At 72.2% G+C, this 15,665-nt stretch carries 17 protein-coding genes and 1 pseudogene; 1 reads left to right on the top strand and 17 read right to left on the bottom strand.

The window, feature by feature from the left end; translation table 11 throughout:
- Positions 1-74: 74 nt before the first annotated feature.
- From whiG to CP969_RS27010, 16 genes and pseudogenes are all read right to left on the bottom strand, one after another.
- On the bottom strand, positions 75-917 hold the full coding sequence (whiG, locus tag CP969_RS27085; protein WP_004982895.1) for an RNA polymerase sigma factor WhiG: 843 nt from the start codon (positions 915-917) through the stop codon (positions 75-77).
- Between the two features lie 273 nt (positions 918-1,190).
- The gene (dprA, locus tag CP969_RS27080) at positions 1,191-2,351 is read right to left on the bottom strand and encodes a DNA-processing protein DprA (RefSeq protein ID WP_004982898.1); all 1,161 of its coding nucleotides are present in this window, start codon (positions 2,349-2,351) and stop codon (positions 1,191-1,193) included.
- On the bottom strand, positions 2,348-3,973 hold the full coding sequence (locus tag CP969_RS27075; protein ID WP_016824491.1) for a YifB family Mg chelatase-like AAA ATPase: 1,626 nt from the start codon (positions 3,971-3,973) through the stop codon (positions 2,348-2,350). The genes dprA and CP969_RS27075 overlap by 4 nt, the downstream gene beginning before the upstream one ends.
- 1 nt (position 3,974) lies before the next feature.
- Positions 3,975-4,376, bottom strand: a complete 402-nt coding sequence (locus CP969_RS27070; protein WP_078495346.1) for a YraN family protein — start codon at positions 4,374-4,376, stop codon at positions 3,975-3,977.
- A 58-nt stretch (positions 4,377-4,434) separates the two neighbouring features.
- Complete coding sequence (locus tag CP969_RS27065) at positions 4,435-4,743, bottom strand: DUF2469 domain-containing protein (RefSeq protein ID WP_003965949.1); 309 nt, start codon at positions 4,741-4,743, stop codon at positions 4,435-4,437.
- Positions 4,744-4,799: 56 nt separating this feature from the next.
- Positions 4,800-5,324, bottom strand: a complete 525-nt coding sequence (locus tag CP969_RS27060) for an NUDIX hydrolase (RefSeq protein WP_004982932.1) — start codon at positions 5,322-5,324, stop codon at positions 4,800-4,802.
- The gene (gene lepB / locus CP969_RS27055; protein WP_026084849.1) at positions 5,314-6,075 is read right to left on the bottom strand and encodes a signal peptidase I; all 762 of its coding nucleotides are present in this window, start codon (positions 6,073-6,075) and stop codon (positions 5,314-5,316) included. The genes CP969_RS27060 and lepB (CP969_RS27055) overlap by 11 nt, the downstream gene beginning before the upstream one ends.
- A 67-nt stretch (positions 6,076-6,142) precedes the next feature.
- Positions 6,143-7,123: a signal peptidase I gene (gene lepB / locus CP969_RS27050; RefSeq protein ID WP_016824496.1), complete on the bottom strand. Its 981-nt coding sequence runs from the start codon at positions 7,121-7,123 to the stop codon at positions 6,143-6,145.
- Positions 7,014-8,102 (bottom strand): annotated as a pseudogene (lepB, locus tag CP969_RS27045) (signal peptidase I); the annotation flags it as partial. The gene lepB (CP969_RS27050) and the pseudogene lepB (CP969_RS27045), both read right to left, overlap by 110 nt.
- Entirely contained in the window at positions 8,095-8,835 is a 741-nt protein-coding gene (gene lepB, locus CP969_RS27040; RefSeq protein WP_050793755.1) for a signal peptidase I, read from the bottom strand. The pseudogene lepB (CP969_RS27045) and the gene lepB (CP969_RS27040), both read right to left, overlap by 8 nt.
- A 45-nt stretch (positions 8,836-8,880) precedes the next feature.
- Positions 8,881-9,231, bottom strand: a complete 351-nt coding sequence (gene rplS / locus CP969_RS27035) for a 50S ribosomal protein L19 (protein WP_004982943.1) — start codon at positions 9,229-9,231, stop codon at positions 8,881-8,883.
- 132 nt (positions 9,232-9,363) lie between these two features.
- A complete protein-coding gene (gene trmD, locus CP969_RS27030) occupies positions 9,364-10,197 on the bottom strand; it encodes a tRNA (guanosine(37)-N1)-methyltransferase TrmD (RefSeq protein ID WP_016824499.1) in 834 nt (277 codons plus the stop codon).
- A complete protein-coding gene (gene rimM, locus CP969_RS27025) occupies positions 10,198-10,764 on the bottom strand; it encodes a ribosome maturation factor RimM (RefSeq protein ID WP_016824500.1) in 567 nt (188 codons plus the stop codon).
- 110 nt (positions 10,765-10,874) lie between these two features.
- Complete coding sequence (locus CP969_RS27020; protein WP_003973401.1) at positions 10,875-11,114, bottom strand: RNA-binding protein; 240 nt, start codon at positions 11,112-11,114, stop codon at positions 10,875-10,877.
- Between the two features lie 2 nt (positions 11,115-11,116).
- Complete coding sequence (rpsP, locus tag CP969_RS27015) at positions 11,117-11,536, bottom strand: 30S ribosomal protein S16 (RefSeq protein ID WP_004982950.1); 420 nt, start codon at positions 11,534-11,536, stop codon at positions 11,117-11,119.
- A 353-nt stretch (positions 11,537-11,889) separates the two neighbouring features.
- Positions 11,890-12,489, bottom strand: a complete 600-nt coding sequence (locus CP969_RS27010; RefSeq protein ID WP_004982951.1) for a hypothetical protein — start codon at positions 12,487-12,489, stop codon at positions 11,890-11,892.
- Between the two features lie 558 nt (positions 12,490-13,047).
- Here CP969_RS27010 and CP969_RS27005 point away from each other — a divergent pair.
- On the top strand, positions 13,048-13,917 hold the full coding sequence (locus CP969_RS27005) for a methyltransferase domain-containing protein (RefSeq protein ID WP_051044395.1): 870 nt from the start codon (positions 13,048-13,050) through the stop codon (positions 13,915-13,917).
- Between the two features lie 104 nt (positions 13,918-14,021).
- Here the strand turns inward: CP969_RS27005 and ffh are convergent, their stop codons facing one another.
- Positions 14,022-15,572: a signal recognition particle protein gene (gene ffh / locus CP969_RS27000; RefSeq protein WP_026084851.1), complete on the bottom strand. Its 1,551-nt coding sequence runs from the start codon at positions 15,570-15,572 to the stop codon at positions 14,022-14,024.
- Positions 15,573-15,665 lie beyond the last annotated feature (93 nt).

Here is a 15,665-nt window from a genome sequence, read left to right as displayed (position 1 = left end):
TCACCCGCGGCGGGAGTCTCCCGTTCGCAGGCGCAGGTCACACGGGGCCCCGGCGGAACCCGGGCCGAACGGGCTCAGCGTCCGAAACTCGCCAGTTTCGCCCGCAGCTGGAGCACGGATTTGGTGTGGATCTGGCTGACCCGGCTCTCGGTCACCCCCAGCACGTTGCCGATCTCGGCGAGGGTGAGCCCCTCGTAGTAGTACAGGGTGACCACGGTCTTCTCCCGCTCCGGCAGCGTGTTGATCGCCCGCACCAGGAACCGCCGCAGCTCCCGGTCCTCGGCGACCTCCACCGGGTTGTCGGCGGCGGTGTCCTCCAGCGTGTCCATGAGGCTCAGCCGGTCGCCGCCCTCGCCTCCGACGTGCAGCAGCTCCTCCAGGGCGACGACGTTCGCGAGCGACAACTGGCTGAAAACCGCGTGCAGCTCCTCCACGGCGATGCCCAGCTCGCCGGCGACCTCGCTCTCCGACGGCGTGCGTCTGAGCCGCGCCTCCAGGGTGGCGTAGGCCCGCTCGACGTTCCGCGCCTTCTGCCGGACCGAGCGCGGGATCCAGTCGAGCGCCCGCAGCTCGTCGATCATCGCGCCCCGGATGCGGGTGATCGCGTACGTCTCGAACTTGATCTCCCGGTCGACGTCGAACTTCTCGATCGCGTCGATCAGCCCGAAGATCCCGGAGGAGACGAAGTCCGCCTGCTCGACATTGGACGGCAGCCCCACGCTGACCCGGCCGGCGACATACTTCACCAGCGGCGAGTAGTGCAGGATCAGCTGTTCCCGCAGCCGCTCGTCTCCTGTCGCCTTGTACGACCGCCACAACTCGTCGAGTGTCGAGGGAGCGGGCGGCCGCACGCTGCCACCGTCGCGGGCGGCTGGGGGGATCGCCGCCCGGTCGGACCCGGAGGTGTGCTGGGGCATTCGTCGCCTTGTGCCGTTCTGCCGTGGACTGGTACTGCCTGGGTGAGTCGTCTGTCCCGTGTCGAGTTGCCTGTGCGTGCCGGAATCCTCGTGAGCGTAGCGTGACTGGGGCGTCGCGGTGTGCGAAGAGGCGGGGCGGAGCCGTGCGCAGATTCGTTCCGGGCGCCGCCCCACCGGGGCATTGCGGTCGCTCAGCGTGATCACCCGGGTGTCCCAACTGACGTATTTTTCAAGGGGCGTCGGGGGTTCCCCCGGACGGCCGAACACGCTCCGTCAGTGCGCGTCCGAACCGCCGCGGGCCGAGATCAGCGCCTGGCGTGTCAACTTCCAGCCGTCGCCGTGTCGTTCGACGTAACCAAGTGCTCGCAGTTCGTACAGTCTCGCGATCGCGTCGTCCCGGGTGGTCTGCGCGCCGCACGCGATGTCCTCCGCCCGGGCGGCCCCGTGCGCCGGCAGCGCGGCGAGGACCTGGCGGCCGGCCGGTTCCAGCAGGTCCCGGGGCAGCACCGGCCCCCGGCGTTCCGGCGCGAGCTCGCCCATGTCGCCGACCAGCTCGACGACGTCCGCGGCATCGGTGACCAGCACCGCTTCCTGCCTCAGGAGCTCGTGCACCCCGGCGGAGAGCCCGCTGGTGGCCGGTCCCGGTACCCCCATCGTGTGGCGCCCCAGCCGCCGGGCCGCCCTGGCGGTCACCAGGGAGCCGCTGCGGTGGGCGGCCTCGACGACCACGGTGCCCCGGGTGAGTGCGGCGATCACCCGGTTCCGGAGGACGAATCTGCTCGGTGTGGGGTGATCGCCGGGCGGCAATTCGCCGATCACCAGTCCCTGTTCCGCGATCCTGGTGATCAGCCCGGTGTGCCCGCGCGGGTAGGGCCGGTCGACTCCGCAGGCGAGGACGGCGACGGTGGCGCCGCCCGAGCCGAGCGCGCCGCGGTGGGCGGCACCGTCGACGCCGTAGGCTCCGCCGGAGACCACGACCCAGCCGCGTTCGGCGAGGCCGGCGGAGAGGACGGCGGCCATGTGGGCGCCGTACTCGGTGCAGGCGCGGGCGCCGACGAGGGCGACCGAGCGCAGCGCCCACATCCGCAGATCGGCGCCGCCGCGCACCCACAGCCCGAGGGGCCGGGCGTCCCCCAGGTCGTCGAGCTGCCGGGGCCACTCGGTGGTCCCGGGGGTGACGAACCGCGCGCCGGCCTCCCGCGCGACGGCGAGGTCCCTGTGCGGGTCGGCCCGCTCGGCCCGGGCGAGCATCCCGGCCCACCGCTTGCCGCTCACCCCGGGCAGGGGCCCGCCCCGTTCCCGCAGCCGCCGCACCACGGCCCCCGCTCCGAGTTCCCGCACCCAGCGCCCGCCGGTCTCGTCCCCGGGCTCGACGACCCGGGTGAGGAGGATCCGGGCGAGGAGCCCGTCCTCGCCCTCGTCGGCGGCGCTCATGCCGGCGCTCCGATGGCCATGGGCACACCGCGGGGGACACCGGTGCGCAGTTGCAGCGCGAGGGCGACGTCCCCGGCGTCGGGCCGGTCGTGGCCGGCCAGGTCGGCGACGGTCCAGGCGACCCGCAGCACCCGGTCGAGCCCCCGGGCGGTGAGCACCCCCCGCTCCAGACTGCGTTCGGCGTCCTCCATCGCGCCGGGCGCGGCGTGCCAGCGGCTGCGCAGCTCCCGGCCGGGGACGTCGCTGTTGGTGCGCCACGGAGTGCCGGCGAACCGCGCGGCGGCGCGCTCCCGGGCCGCCCGCACCCGGGCGGCGACCGCGGCGGTGGACTCGCCGCGGACACCGCTCGCCGTCAGCTCGGCGCGGGTGACGCGGTCGGCCTCGACCCGCAGGTCGACCCGGTCGAGCAGGGGCCCGGAGAGCCTGGCCTGGTAGCGGCGGATCGCCGAGGGCGGGCACTCGCACAGGTCGTTCGTCCGCGAGAAGCGCCCGCAGGGGCAGGGGTTGGCGGCCAGCACCATCAGGAACTTCGCCGGGAAGCGCACCACGCCCGCGCTGCGCGCGACGACCACGTGCCCGGCCTCCAGCGGCTGGCGCAGCGCGTCGAGGGCGTGGCTGCTGAATTCGGGTGTTTCGTCCAGGAAGAGGATCCCTCGGTGCGCGAGGGACACCGCTCCGGGCCGCGCCACCCCGGGGCCGCCTCCCACCAGCGCCTGCATCGTGGCCGAGTGGTGCGGGGCGCAGTAGGGGGCGACGTCGATCAGCGGTTTGCCCGGGGGCAGCAGGCCCGCCACCGAGTGCACCGCGGTGACCTCCAGCGACTCCTGCCGGTCCAGCGGTGGCAGGACCGAGGGCAGCCGCTCCGCCAGCATCGTCTTGCCGGCCCCGGGCGGCCCTTCGAGGAACAGGTGGTGCCCGCCCGCCGCGGCCACCTCCACCGCCGTCCGTGCCGAGAGCTGGCCCACGACGTCCGCGAGGTCGTGGCCGTGGTCGTGCTGCGCCGCGCCGGTGCCGTGCATGCCGGCGGCCACCCCGGCGCCGGGGACGCGCAGCCCGGCCAGGAGCGGATCGGGGCGCCCCTGCTCGTCGGGGACCTCGTCCGGCACGGGCTCGTCGGTGAGCACCGCGACCAGCTGGCGCAGGCTGCGCACGCCGAGCACGGACACGCCCGGCACCAGGGAGGCCTCGGCGGCGGCGCACTCCGGCACCACCACCTGCTCGTAACCCGCGTCGGCCGCGGCCAGCACCGCCGGCAGGATGCCGCGCACCGGCCGTACCCTGCCGTCCAGCCCCAGCTCGCCGATCATGACGATGTCGGCGAGCACCCGTGGGTCGATCCGCTCGGCGGCGCCGAGCACCGCGCAGGCGACCGCCAGGTCGAATCCGCTGCCGGCCTTCGGCACCGAGGCCGGACTGAGTCCCACGGTGAGCTTCTTCTGCGGCCACTGCCCACCGGAGTTCACCACGGCCGCGCGGACCCGGTCCCGGCTCTCCGTCAGGCTCTTGTCCGGCAGCCCCACCAGCGTGAACGCCGCCACCCCCGGTTCCAGGTCGGCCTGGACCTCCACGACCACGCCCTCGACGCCGACCAGCGCGACCGAGCACGTGCGGGCGAACCCCATCTCAGACCACCCCCCGGACGTGGTCGACGACGGGCGCACCGCGGGCCGGCAGCAGGACGCCGACCAGGTCGATGCGGACGCCGCCGGGCGGCGCTCCCCCGTGTTCCTGGAGCCAGCGTTCCGCCAGGCCGCGCAGCCGGCTCGCCTTGGCCGGCGTGACCGCCTCCATGGGGTGCTGGAAGGACCCCGCCCTGCGGGTCTTCACCTCGCAGACGACCAGGACGTCCCCGTCCCTGGCCACGATGTCGATCTCGCCGGTCCTGCCGCAGCGCCAGTTGCGCTCCAGGACCGTCATCCCGGCCTGGACCAGCCGCCGTGCGGCCAGCGCCTCGCCGTACCGTCCGAGCGCGCCGCGTGCCCGTTGTGCGTTCATGTCGGCACCACCTCCGGCGCCAACCGTCACGCATCCCGCCCCGCGGAGTGGGTCCCGGTGGGAAACCCGGCGGCTGTGGACAACTCCGTCACCCGCCCGGGAGCTCCAGATCGCTCTTGTTGAGCTCCTCGATGTTCACGTCCTTGAACGTAAGGACCCGCACCTGCTTCACGAACCGAGCCGGCCGGTACATGTCCCAGACCCAGGCGTCCGCCATGGACACCTCGAAGAACACCTCACCCTGGACCGAGTGCACCTGCATCTCGTAGTCGTTGGTCAGATAGAAACGCCGCTCGGTCTCGATCACGTATTTGAACAGACCGACGACATCGCGGTACTCCCGGTAGAGCTTCAGCTCCATCTCGGTCTCGTACTTCTCGAGGTCCTCGGCGCTCATGGCATGTTCCCCTTCAGCCGTGCGATCCCCCCATTGTGCGCCAGTCCCGGGAACCCCTAGACGATTTCGGTGTCCAGGGTCACGGGGCCGGCCGGGGGACCCTCGTCGAGCAGCGTGCGCAGCAGCTCGGCGAGTCTGGTCGGATACACCGTCTCACGGGCCCGGGTCAGTTCCGGGCACGTCCACCAGCGTGCTCCGACGACGCTGCGCCGCTCCAGTTCGGTCAGCGCCGTGGCCGCGGTGGCCGTCCGGTCGGTGCGGGCGAGGTAGTACCACTCGTCCTGGTGCCAGCGGCGTCCGGCGAAGGGAAAGGAGCACCGCCGCTTCCACAGCACGGGCCCGAGCTCGATCTCGGTGATGCCGGTCTCCTCGGCGAGTTCCCGCCGGGCGGCCTGCTCACGCGTCTCGTCGCCCTCCACGCCGCCACCGGGCGTGAACCACCAGTCGTCGGCCGGATCGTCCGGTTCGTGGCCGTGCAGCAGCAGGATGCGGTCCTGCGGGTCGAGCAGGACGACCCGGGCGACCCTGCGCAGTCCGCCCTCGGCGAGGTCCCCGGCCACCGGGATCGGCTCAGCGGGCACCGGCGGGCCCCGCCTTCGTCCGGGCCCGGGACGCGCCCGCCCACTGGGCCAGGGGACCGTACGCGGCCCCACCGAGGACGAGGACGGCACCGGCGACCACCATGGCGGTGATCGTCCGCAGCGGGCCGGGCGAGGAGAGGGGGCCGAGCTCCTCGAAGCCGGTGGCGGCCGTCAGCATGCCGTCCATCGGCCAGACCACGGCGTCGACCCGGGCCTCGACGGCCCCCCGGGCCACGGTGCCGTGCGCGGCGTCGGCGAGACGGGCGGTGGAGTCGACCGAACCGGAGCGCTCGTCGCCGAGCAGGAACAGCCGCCCCTTCGGCACGGTCACCTCCGGGAAGCCGTTGAACCCGGTCGCCGTGGCCTCGGAGAGGTACGGTTCGTCGATCTCCTCGCCGTTGACCTCGAGCCTGCCGTCCCGGCAGCAGGAGACGGTGTCGCCGCCGACGGCGACCACCCGCTTGAGGATCGGGACGTTCGCCCAGGTCTCGTCCTTGAAGACGACGACGTCACCGCGGCGGACGTCACCGCTGTCGATGCGCTGGGCCAGCACGCGCTCGCCGGCGCCGATCGTCGGTGCCATCGACGTGGTGGGCACGGTGTACGGCCGGTACACCACCGCCCCCCAGGCGAAACCGCCGAGGAACAGCACCATGCCCAGGGCCACGGCCAGTCCGGACAGCCGCTGTCCGGTCCGGCTGCCCGCCTGGCCCCCGCGGGGGGCCGTACGCGTCGTGCTCCGACCACTCATGGCCGCACCCTACCCGGCAGTACCGGACGGGGGGCAGCCCTCCCCGGGACGCTCTCCCGGGGACCGCTCAGCGGCCGTCGCCGTCGCCGCGCCACCTGCGGCGCAGCAGCACCAGCGGCGCCGCGCCGGCGAGCGCGAGCCCCTGGGGCGCGACCGACAGGACCGCGCCGGCCGGCGCCCGGGCGTCCAGACCGGACTGGTCGAAGGTGTCCGGGACCGGCAGGTTGTTCCAGCGGTTGACGGGCCAGGCGATGACGACGGCGCGGCCGACGACCTCCTTCACGGGGACCATGCCGTGGTTCTTGTCGGCCTGGTTGTACCGCGAGTCCCGGGAGTTCTGCCGGTGGTCGCCCATCACCCAGATGTACCCCTCGGGGACCTGGACCTTGAACTGGCCGCCCTGGTCGTCCTGGCTGCAGGGCGTGTTGCCGGGGTAGACGTACGGCTCGTTCAGCTCCTTGCCGTTGACCCTCAGCGGGCCGGTGCCCTTGCACTCGACCGTGTCGCCGCCGACCCCGACGACCCGCTTGATCAGGTCCTTCTCCTCCGCGGACGGCATCAGACCGATCCAGCTGAGAAACTGCTGCAGGGCGTTCGGGGTGGGCGTCGGCTCGCCCGCCAGCCAGTTGTCGGGGTCGTGGAAGACGACGACCTCGCCGCGCTCGGGCTCGGAGCCGAACCAGGGGGTGAGCTTGTCGACCAGGACGCGGTCACCCTGCTGGAGGGTGTTCTGCATCGAGTCGGACGGGATCGAGAACGCCTGCACCAGGAACGTCTTGATCAGCAGCGCCAGCACCAGCGCGATGCCGATCAGGATCGGCAGTTCCTTCCAGAAGGAGCGGGGCTTCTTCGCCTGGGGGGCGCCGTCGCCCGGCCCCCCTTCCGCCGTGGGGGGCCGCCGGTCCCCGGGCCCGTCGCCACCGCCCGCCGGGGTGTGGTTCCCGGGGGTCACGGAGTCGTCCGCGGCCTGGTAGGCCGCTCCCGGGGAACGCCCGTGCCGTTCCTCGCCCTCGTGTCCGGACCGTGCGCCAACCGCCGCATCCCCCACGCCAACTCCTCACTCTCTGCCGCCGCCCGCGCCGTGCGCGACGCAGGCCCACCACTCCCATAACGAGCGGGAGTTCCGCAGGGGTCGGGAGCCGGGCCGTTCCGTTCGGGTCGTCCGGGGCAACCCTATGCGACAGCCGGGCGGCATCGGTCGACCCGGACGCCGAGTCCGACACGGAGGCGTAGGTCTTCGGCTCCTCCAGCGTGCTCCAGTTGCCGAGCGGCCAGGCGATGACCATGGCCCGGCCCACCACCTGGTCCTCGGAGACGGTGCCGCCGTAATCGGTGTCCTGGTGGGCACGGGAGTCGGCGGAGTTGTCCCGGTGGTCGCCCATCACCCACAGCCGCCCCTCGGGGACCGTGACGTCGAACGGCGTCGCGGACGGGGCGTTGCCGGGGTACAGGTAGTCCTCGTTCAGGGGAACGCCGTTGACGGTGACCCGGCCCTGCGCGTCGCAGCACAGGACCCGGTCGCCACCGACCCCGACGACCCGCTTGATCAGGTCCTTCTCGTTGTCGGACGGCAGCAGGCCGATGAAGGTGAGCCCTTCCTTGACCTGCTTGATCCCGACGGGGTCGTCCTTCTTCGGGGCGGTCTGCTCGTCCTGCAGCCAGCCGCCGGGGTCCTTGAACACGACGACGTCCCCGCGCTGCGGCCTGGAGCCGAACCACGGGGTGAGCTTGTCGACGAGCACCCGGTCGCCGATCTGGATCGTCTGCTCCATGGAGCCGGACGGGATCACGAAGGCCTGGACGAGGAACGTCTTCAGCACCAGCGCTATCAGGACGGCCACACCGACGAGGAGGGGGATCTCCTTGACGGCGCTGCGCCTGCGCCGCCGCTTGACCTTGCGCTGGAGCTTGCGCCGCTCGGCGCGCGTGCGGCCGGCGGCCGGGCTGGACGCACGGCGGTAGCCGGTGGGCAGCGGGCTCTCCGTGGCCTCGGCCGGGACGCCGCGGGGCCGACCTCGGTTACCCATGGGCGCCCTCCGCCGGGTGCGCCGCGTCCGTCCCCGGGGCGGGCACGCGCGCGTAGGCGTCGGGACGGTGCAGCCGGGTGGCCCGGTCGAAGGGCAGGACGATCCAGTCGGCGCGGCCGATCACCTCGCGGACCGGGATCATGCCGCCGCCGGGCGACCCGAGGTGGTCGCGGGAGTCGCTGGAGTCACCGCGGTGGTCACCCAGGACGAACAGGCGCCCGTCGGGCACCACGACGTCGAAGGGCACGGTGGAGGGAGCGTCACCGGGGAACAGGAAGCCCGACTCGTCGATCGCCCGGCCGTTCACCCGGATCCTCCCCTCCTCGTCACAGCAGACCACCCGGTCCCCGCCCACCCCGACGACCCGCTTGATGTAGTCGGCCTCACCGAAATACCCGGTGCCGTCGAACACCACCACGTCGCCGCGGAGCGGTCCGGGGCCGAAGCGGTACACCACCTTGTTTACGAGAACACGGTCGCCGACCCTCAAAGCCGGCTCCATGGAACCGCTGGGGATCTGGAACGGCCGCGCCACGAACGTGTTGAGCGCCAGCAGGAACAGCAGGCAGAGCAGCAGGGTCAGCGTGATCCGCCCGCCGGGGAGCCACTCCCTCACGCGCGGCCCCAACGCGGAACGCGACCGCCCCTCCGGGCCCGGTGCTCCCGAGGTCTCCTCGGGTGCGGCCGGGCGGGAGGAGCGATCGCGCTCCGTCGGCTGTGCTTCGGTGTCCATCGGGGCCAGATGTTATCCGGCCGCGAGACGACGCCGGTAAAACGCTCAGCTCTCGCGCTTCTCCTTGATCTTCGCCGCCTTGCCGCGCAGGTCGCGCAGGTAGTACAGCTTGGCGCGACGGACGTCACCCTTGGTGACGAGCTCGATCTTCTCCACGATCGGGGTGTGCACCGGGAAGGTGCGCTCGACGCCGACGGAGAAGGAGACCTTGCGGACCGTGAAGGTCTCGCGCACGCCGGCACCCTGGCGGCGGATCACCACGCCCTTGAACTGCTGCACACGGGAGCGGTTGCCCTCGATGACGCGCACGTGGACGTTGACGGTGTCGCCGGGACGGAAGGCCGGGACGTCGCTGCGCAGCGACGCGGAGTCGACGGAGTCGAGCAGGTGAGACATTTCGTCTGCTTTCTTCGCTGATGCCGCAGGTCATCAACGGCAACTGGAGTTCGGATCACGGGTGTGCGGGGCCGGGCGGGCGTCGTGTCCCCCTGCGGCAGGGGCGCACGCCGGACGGCGCACAACAGCGGCCTATTCTTCCACGCCGTCGGTCCTGCGCCAAAATCGACCGTACGGCTTTCCCTCCGGGTCCGGTTCCCAGCCCAGGATGGACAGCATCTCGCGGTCCTTCTTGTCGAAGGCCTCGGGGGCGCAGCGCTCGATGAGGTCGGGCCGGTGCGCCGTGGTGCGCCGCAGCGCCTCGTCGCGCCGCCAGCGGGCGATCTTCCCGTGGTGGCCGCTGAGCAGCACCTCGGGGATCCCCCGGTCGCGCCAGGTGGGCGGCTTGGTGTAGACGGGGCCCTCCAGGAGGTTGGCCATGGCGCCGGGCGCGAAGGAGTCGTCCTGGTGCGATGCGGCGTTGCCCAGGACGCCGGGGAGCAGCCGCGCCACGGCCTCGGTGACGACGAGGACGGCCGCCTCGCCGCCGGCCAGGACGTAGTCGCCGATGGACACCTCGTACACGGGCATCCGGGTCGCGTACTCGTCGACGACCCGCCGGTCGATGCCCTCGTAGCGGGCCGGGGTGAAGATCAGCCAGGGGCGCTCGGAGAGGTGGACCGCGAGTTCCTGGGTGAAGGGGCGGCCGCTGGGGGTGGGGACGATCAGGGCCGGCTCGTGGGAGCCGGTCTCGTACCCGTCCGCCAGCACCGAGTCGAGGGCCTCTCCCCACGGCTCGGTCTTCATCACCATGCCGGGGCCGCCGCCGTACGGGGTGTCGTCGACGGTGTGGTGCCGGTCGTGGGTCCAGGAGCGCAGGTCGTGCACGTGCACGCTCAACTGCCCGCGCGCGCGTGCCTTGCCGACGAGGGAGACGTTCAGCGGTTCGAGGTACTCGGGGAAGATCGTGACGACGTCGAGGCGCATCTAGACCTCGTCCCGGGGGGACGCACCGTGCCCGTCGGCGGCTTCGTCGCGGACCGCCCGGTCGTCGATCAGGCCGGGCGGCGGGGTGATGACCGCGCGCTGCTCCACCAGGTCGATCTCGGCGACGATCTCCTCGACGAACGGCACGAACACCTCGCTGCCGTCGGGGCGTTCGACCACGAAGAGGTCCTGGGTGGGCAGGTGGGAGATCTCGGTGATCCGGCCGACCCGCTCGCCGTCCGCGGTGACGACGTCGAGGTCGATCAGCTGGTGGTCGTAGTACTCGTCCTCGTCCTCGGGCCGTTCCTCCGGGTCGACCTCGGCGATCAGGAGGGTGTTGCGCAGGGCCTCGGCGGCGTTGCGGTCGCGTACGCCCTCGAAGCGCAGCAGAAGGCGGCCGCTGTGGACGCGGCCCGTCTCGATGGTCAGCGGACCGGCCGAGGCCGGTTCGGTGGCCAGGACGGCGCCGGGGGCGAGCCGCAGTTCCGGCTCGTCGGTACGGACCTCGACGGTGACCTCGCCCTTGATGCCGTGGGCGCGGCCGATGCGAGCGACTACCAGCTGCACGGTGCTTGGTTCTCCTGATCTACGACTGGCCTCTACGGCTGCCCCCGCACGACTACGGGCCGGGGACGGCCCTCAAGGCCCTCCCCGGCCCGAGCCGGTTGCGATAAGCGTCAGCGGACGTGGTCCACGTCGACGAGGTCGACCCGGACACCGCGGCCGCCGATGGCGCCCACGACGGTGCGCAGGGCGCGTGCGGTGCGGCCGTTGCGGCCGATCACCTTGCCGAGGTCGTCCGGGTGGACCCGGACCTCGAGCACTCGCCCGCGCCGCAGGTTGCGTGAGGCGACCTGCACATCGTCGGGGTTGTCGACGATGCCCTTCACGAGGTGCTCGAGAGCCTCCTCGAGCATGCTCAGGCCTCGGTCGACGCGGACTCGGCGGCGGCCTCGTCCTTCTTCTCAGCCTTCTTCTTCTGGGTGATCGCCTCACCCTTGCCCTCGTCGTCACCGCCGAGCGCCTCGAACGACGGGCGGGCGGACTTCTCGGCCTGCTGCAGCAGCGGAGCCGGAGCGGGCTCGCCCTTGAACTTCTGCCAGTCGCCGGTCTTCTTCAGGATGGCGAGCACGGGCTCGGTCGGCTGGGCGCCGACGCCGAGCCAGTACGCCACACGCTCGGCGTCGACCTCGATCACCGACGGGTTGTACGTCGGGTGGTACTTGCCGATCTCCTCGATGGCCCGGCCGTCACGGCGGGTGCGGGAGTCGGCGACGACGATGCGGTAGTGAGGCGAACGGATCTTGCCCAGACGCTTCAGCTTGATCTTGACTGCCACGGGAGTGGGTTCTCCTGGATTTGACGTGGTTGGGCACGGCGAGAGAAGCCGCGTGGGGTTGCGGTACCCGAGTGCCCGATGGACGCGTCAGCCGGAGGAGAGAGGGATCCTGTGCGGCTGTCGAGTACAGCTAGCCATTGTGCCATACGCCGCGGGGCCCCTCGGACCGAAGGGGCGCGCGAAAAAGAGGGGGCGCGCCGGGGGCCGCCCGGTGCCGCGAGAGCCGCGCGCCGGGTGCACGGTCCGGTGTCAGGGGTGCCGGCGACCCTGCCCCCAGCCGCGCGGGCAGGGTCGCCGGCACCCTGTTCGGTTCTGTCGTCGCCCGTCCGGTACCCACGAGATACCGAAGAGGGTCAGCTCGCCGCTCCCACGACCTCCGGGATGCGGAAGGGCTTGCCGCAGCCGCCGCAGACGATGGGGGCCTGGGCCAGGACCGAGGGGACGACGCGGACGTTGCGGCCGCAGTCGCAGACGGCCTTGACCCGGACGCCGCCGCCGGAGGAGCCGTGCCGGGCGGCCGGGCCGCGGAAGCTGCGGGCGGTGTCGCCCGCGGTCGCCGCGGAGTGGGCCTTCAGGGCGCGCTGCAGGCGTTCGATCGTCGGGCGGTAGCGGCGCTTCGCCTCGGGAGTGAGCGTGACCAGCGAGAAACCGCTGCTGGGATGCGGCTCCTCGGGGTGGTCCAGGCCCAGCTCCTCCGCGATGGCGAGGAACCTGCGGTTGTGGTAGCGGCCGGCACGGGATGTGTCGCGCACGCCGCGCGCGGCGGCGACGCCGTGGACTGCTTCGTGCAGCAGTCGTTCGAAGGAGAGTTCGTGACCGCACGCGGACGACGACTCCCCGATCAGGGACTCGGGCGCGGCAAGATCGGGCAGCTCGGGGTGGTGCCGCTGAATGTCGGCCCACGCCTGCGCCAGCTCTGCGGCGAGAACAGGTGGTGTCTGTGTCGTGCTCACGTAATGACAACGAGCCGGGGTGCCTCTGTGTTCCGATTCCGGGGCATCCCAAATAATTTGCACGTACCCGTCAGTTGTCACTGATGCGTGCCGACGAGGGCGGGTGCGCTGATCTGCGGAGAAGCCTCGCAGCTCACCGCAAGGTGGTGCGTAGGCCGACGTACGGCCCGGCGCGTACGCAGTGTCCGCGCGCCGGTGTGCGGAGAGCCCGCTGATGCGCAAGAGGCGTTTTCGGCCGCTCTCGCGGCGGAGCCGTTCGGCCCGGTCCGCACCCGTCCGGACCGCACGCTACCGGGTGCCCCGCCGGCGCTCCGCACCGCCCCGCCCCGGTCCGTACCGATCCGCACCACCCCGCACCCGACCGGATCGCGCGGTCCCGGATTGCCGGAATGTGAATTCTTGCCACTGGCACGAGCAACTGCCAAACCGCCGCCCCGTTCCACTGGACGACACGTCGAGGGCGCAGTTTCCTGGCATACGGGGGAAGTGCGAGCGCACTGCACGGGGGCCAGGGAATCGGGCACTGCGGCAACTCTCGGCTGATTGGGGCGCTTACCTATGACACCTACGCTCGTGCGGCAGCACCTGCCTCACCCGGGGGCCGTCCCCCGCGTGGACCTGCGTGCACGCGCGCGTGACTGGTCCGAGATACAGGAGCGGATGCTCGTACCGCTCTTCGAGGCCGTCTACGAGCGACTGGACGTGGGGCCCGCGACGCGACTGCTCGGTCTCGGCTGCGGTTCCGGGCTGGCCCTGCTGATGGCGGTCTCGCGCGGTGCCACGGTCACCGGTGTCGACACCTCCGCCGACCGGCTGGCCCTCGCGCGGGAGCGGCTGCTGCCCGACGAGCGGGAGGCGCGCACGCGGACGGAGACCCGGCTCGTGGACGGCCCGCCCGCGGACGCGGCCCGCGCGGACGCGGCCCGCGCGGACGCGGCCCCGTACACCGTGCTGACCGCCTTCGAGCCGATCGGCTGTCTCGCGGGGTACGCGGAAGGGCTCGGCGAGCTGCTCGCCGGGGCGACGCCGCTCGCCGGGCGCGGCGCGGCCGTGGTCCTGGCCGGCTGGGGTCCGCCGGAGCGGTGCACCACGGCGTCCGTGCTCCGGGTGGCCGCCAAGTCGGCGGAGCCCCTGCGCGCCGCGGGCACCTGGCGCCCCGCGCACCGCGACGACCTGGAGCGGGTCGCCCGGCGGGCGGGGCTGACGCCGGACGGCTCCGGGCGGGTGGCCTGCCCCTTCGGCTACGCCGACGTGGACAGCGCGGTGCGGGGCCTGAGGTCGACGGGGCTGCTCGACCCGGCGATCAGCGCCACGGACCAGGAGCAGGTGGACAAGGAGCTGGCGGAGGCGCTCCATCCGTACCAGCGGCAGGACGGCACCGTGTGGATGCCGAACGTGTTCCGGTACCTGATCGCGCGGACACCGTGAACCCGGTGCCGGTGCCCTGACGCCACCGGCGCCCGGGACCGCCGGACACGCCTGTGGGGCGCCCCCCGTGCGAGGGGCGCCCCGGTACGGTCACGGCGCGGGCGTCAGCCCATGAACTTCTTGAACTCCTCGGGGAGCTCGAAGTCCTTGCCGCCCTGCTGCGGCAGCCCGAAGGCGCTGCCCCCCTCCGCGGCGGCGGCGCGGCGGGCGGCGGCCTCCTGCTCCTGCTGCTTGCGCTTCATCGGGTTGCCGGAGCGCTGCTTGCCCTTGGCCTGCTTCTGCTTCTTCTTCTGCCGGCCGGGGCCGCCGCCCATGCCCGGCATCCCGGGCATCCCCGGCATGCCGCCGCCCTGGGCCATGCGGGACATCATCTTGCGGGCCTCGAAGAACCGCTCGACCAGGTTCTTCACCGCGCTGACCTCGACACCGGAGCCCTTGGCGATGCGGGCGCGGCGCGAGCCGTTGATGATCGTCGGGTCCTGGCGCTCGGCCGGGGTCATCGACTTGATGATGGCGGCCGTGCGGTCGACGTCGCGCTCGTCGAGGTTGTTGATCTGGTCCTTGATCTGGCCCATGCCGGGGAGCATGCCGAGCAGCTTGGAGATGGAGCCCATCTTCCTGACCTGCTCCATCTGGGCCAGGAAGTCGTCCAGGGTGAAGTCCTGGCCCTTCTTCGACGCCAGCTTGGAGGCCATCTTCTCGGCCTCTTCCTGGCTGAACGTCTTCTCCGCCTGCTCGATCAGGGTGAGCAGGTCACCCATGTCGAGGATGCGGGAGGCCATCCGGTCCGGGTGGAAGGCGTCGAAGTCGTCGAGCTTCTCGCCGTTCGACGCGAACATGATCGGCTTGCCGGTGACCTGGCGGATCGACAGGGCCGCGCCACCGCGGGCGTCGCCGTCGAGCTTGGAGAGCACCACGCCGTCGAAGCCGACGCCGTCGCGGAAGGCCTCGGCGGTGTTGACGGCGTCCTGACCGATCATCGCGTCGACGACGAACAGGATCTCGTCGGGCGAGACCGCGTCCCGGATGTCCGCGGCCTGCTGCATCATCTCCTGGTCGATGCCCAGGCGGCCGGCGGTGTCCACGATCACGATGTCGTGGACCTTGGCCCGCGCGAAGTCGATGGAGTCCTTGGCCACCTTCACCGGGTCGCCCACGCCGTTGCCCGGCTCGGGCGCGTAGACGGCGACGCCCGCGCGCTCGGCGACGACGCTGAGCTGGTTGACCGCGTTCGGGCGCTGGAGGTCGGCGGCGACCAGCACCGGCGAGTGGCCCTGCTCCTTGAGCCACCTGCCGAGCTTGCCCGCGAGGGTGGTCTTACCGGCACCCTGCAGACCGGCCAGCATGATCACGGTGGGGGGCTGCTTGGCGAAGCGCAGCCGCCGGGTCTCGCCGCCGAGGATGGTGACCAGTTCCTCGTTGACGATCTTGAGGACCTGTTGGGCCGGGTTCAGCGCCTTGGAGACCTCGGCGCCGAGCGCGCGCTCCTTGACGTTCTTGATGAACGTACGGACGACCGGCAGGGCCACGTCCGCCTCGAGAAGGGCGATACGGATCTCGCGGGCCGTGGCGTCGATGTCCGCTTCGGACAGCCGGCCCTTGCCCCGGAGGGATTTGAAGGTGGCTGACAAGCGATCGGAGAGAGTATCGAACACGGCGGCGTAGGTCCTCGCGTCGGCAGTGGTGTGGGTCGTCCTCCAGGGTATCCGGCCCGGCAAGCAAATCGTCCCTGCCCGCTGCGGAGAGCG

Source organism: Streptomyces viridosporus T7A, assembly GCF_008704515.1.
In the GTDB taxonomy this organism is placed as follows: domain Bacteria; phylum Actinomycetota; class Actinomycetes; order Streptomycetales; family Streptomycetaceae; genus Streptomyces; species Streptomyces viridosporus.
This window is presented reverse-complemented; position numbering and strand designations above follow the sequence as displayed.

Bases quoted from the DNA above. Each gene is read 5' to 3' on its own strand.
- whiG (WP_004982895.1), bottom strand. From the start codon at position 917: ATGCCCCAGCACACCTCCGGGTCCGACCGGGCGGCGATCCCCCCAGCC.
- dprA (WP_004982898.1), bottom strand. From the start codon at position 2,351: ATGAGCGCCGCCGACGAGGGCGAGGACGGGCTCCTCGCCCGGATCCTC.
- CP969_RS27020 (WP_003973401.1), bottom strand. From the start codon at position 11,114: ATGCTCGAGGAGGCTCTCGAGCACCTCGTGAAGGGCATCGTCGACAAC.
- CP969_RS27065 (WP_003965949.1), bottom strand. From the start codon at position 4,743: ATGAGCGCCGAGGACCTCGAGAAGTACGAGACCGAGATGGAGCTGAAG.
- lepB (WP_026084849.1), bottom strand. From the start codon at position 6,075: ATGAGTGGTCGGAGCACGACGCGTACGGCCCCCCGCGGGGGCCAGGCG.
- CP969_RS27005 (WP_051044395.1), top strand. From the start codon at position 13,048: ATGACACCTACGCTCGTGCGGCAGCACCTGCCTCACCCGGGGGCCGTC.
- CP969_RS27075 (WP_016824491.1), bottom strand. From the start codon at position 3,973: ATGGGGTTCGCCCGCACGTGCTCGGTCGCGCTGGTCGGCGTCGAGGGC.
- lepB (WP_050793755.1), bottom strand. From the start codon at position 8,835: ATGGACACCGAAGCACAGCCGACGGAGCGCGATCGCTCCTCCCGCCCG.
- trmD (WP_016824499.1), bottom strand. From the start codon at position 10,197: ATGCGCCTCGACGTCGTCACGATCTTCCCCGAGTACCTCGAACCGCTG.
- rplS (WP_004982943.1), bottom strand. From the start codon at position 9,231: ATGTCTCACCTGCTCGACTCCGTCGACTCCGCGTCGCTGCGCAGCGAC.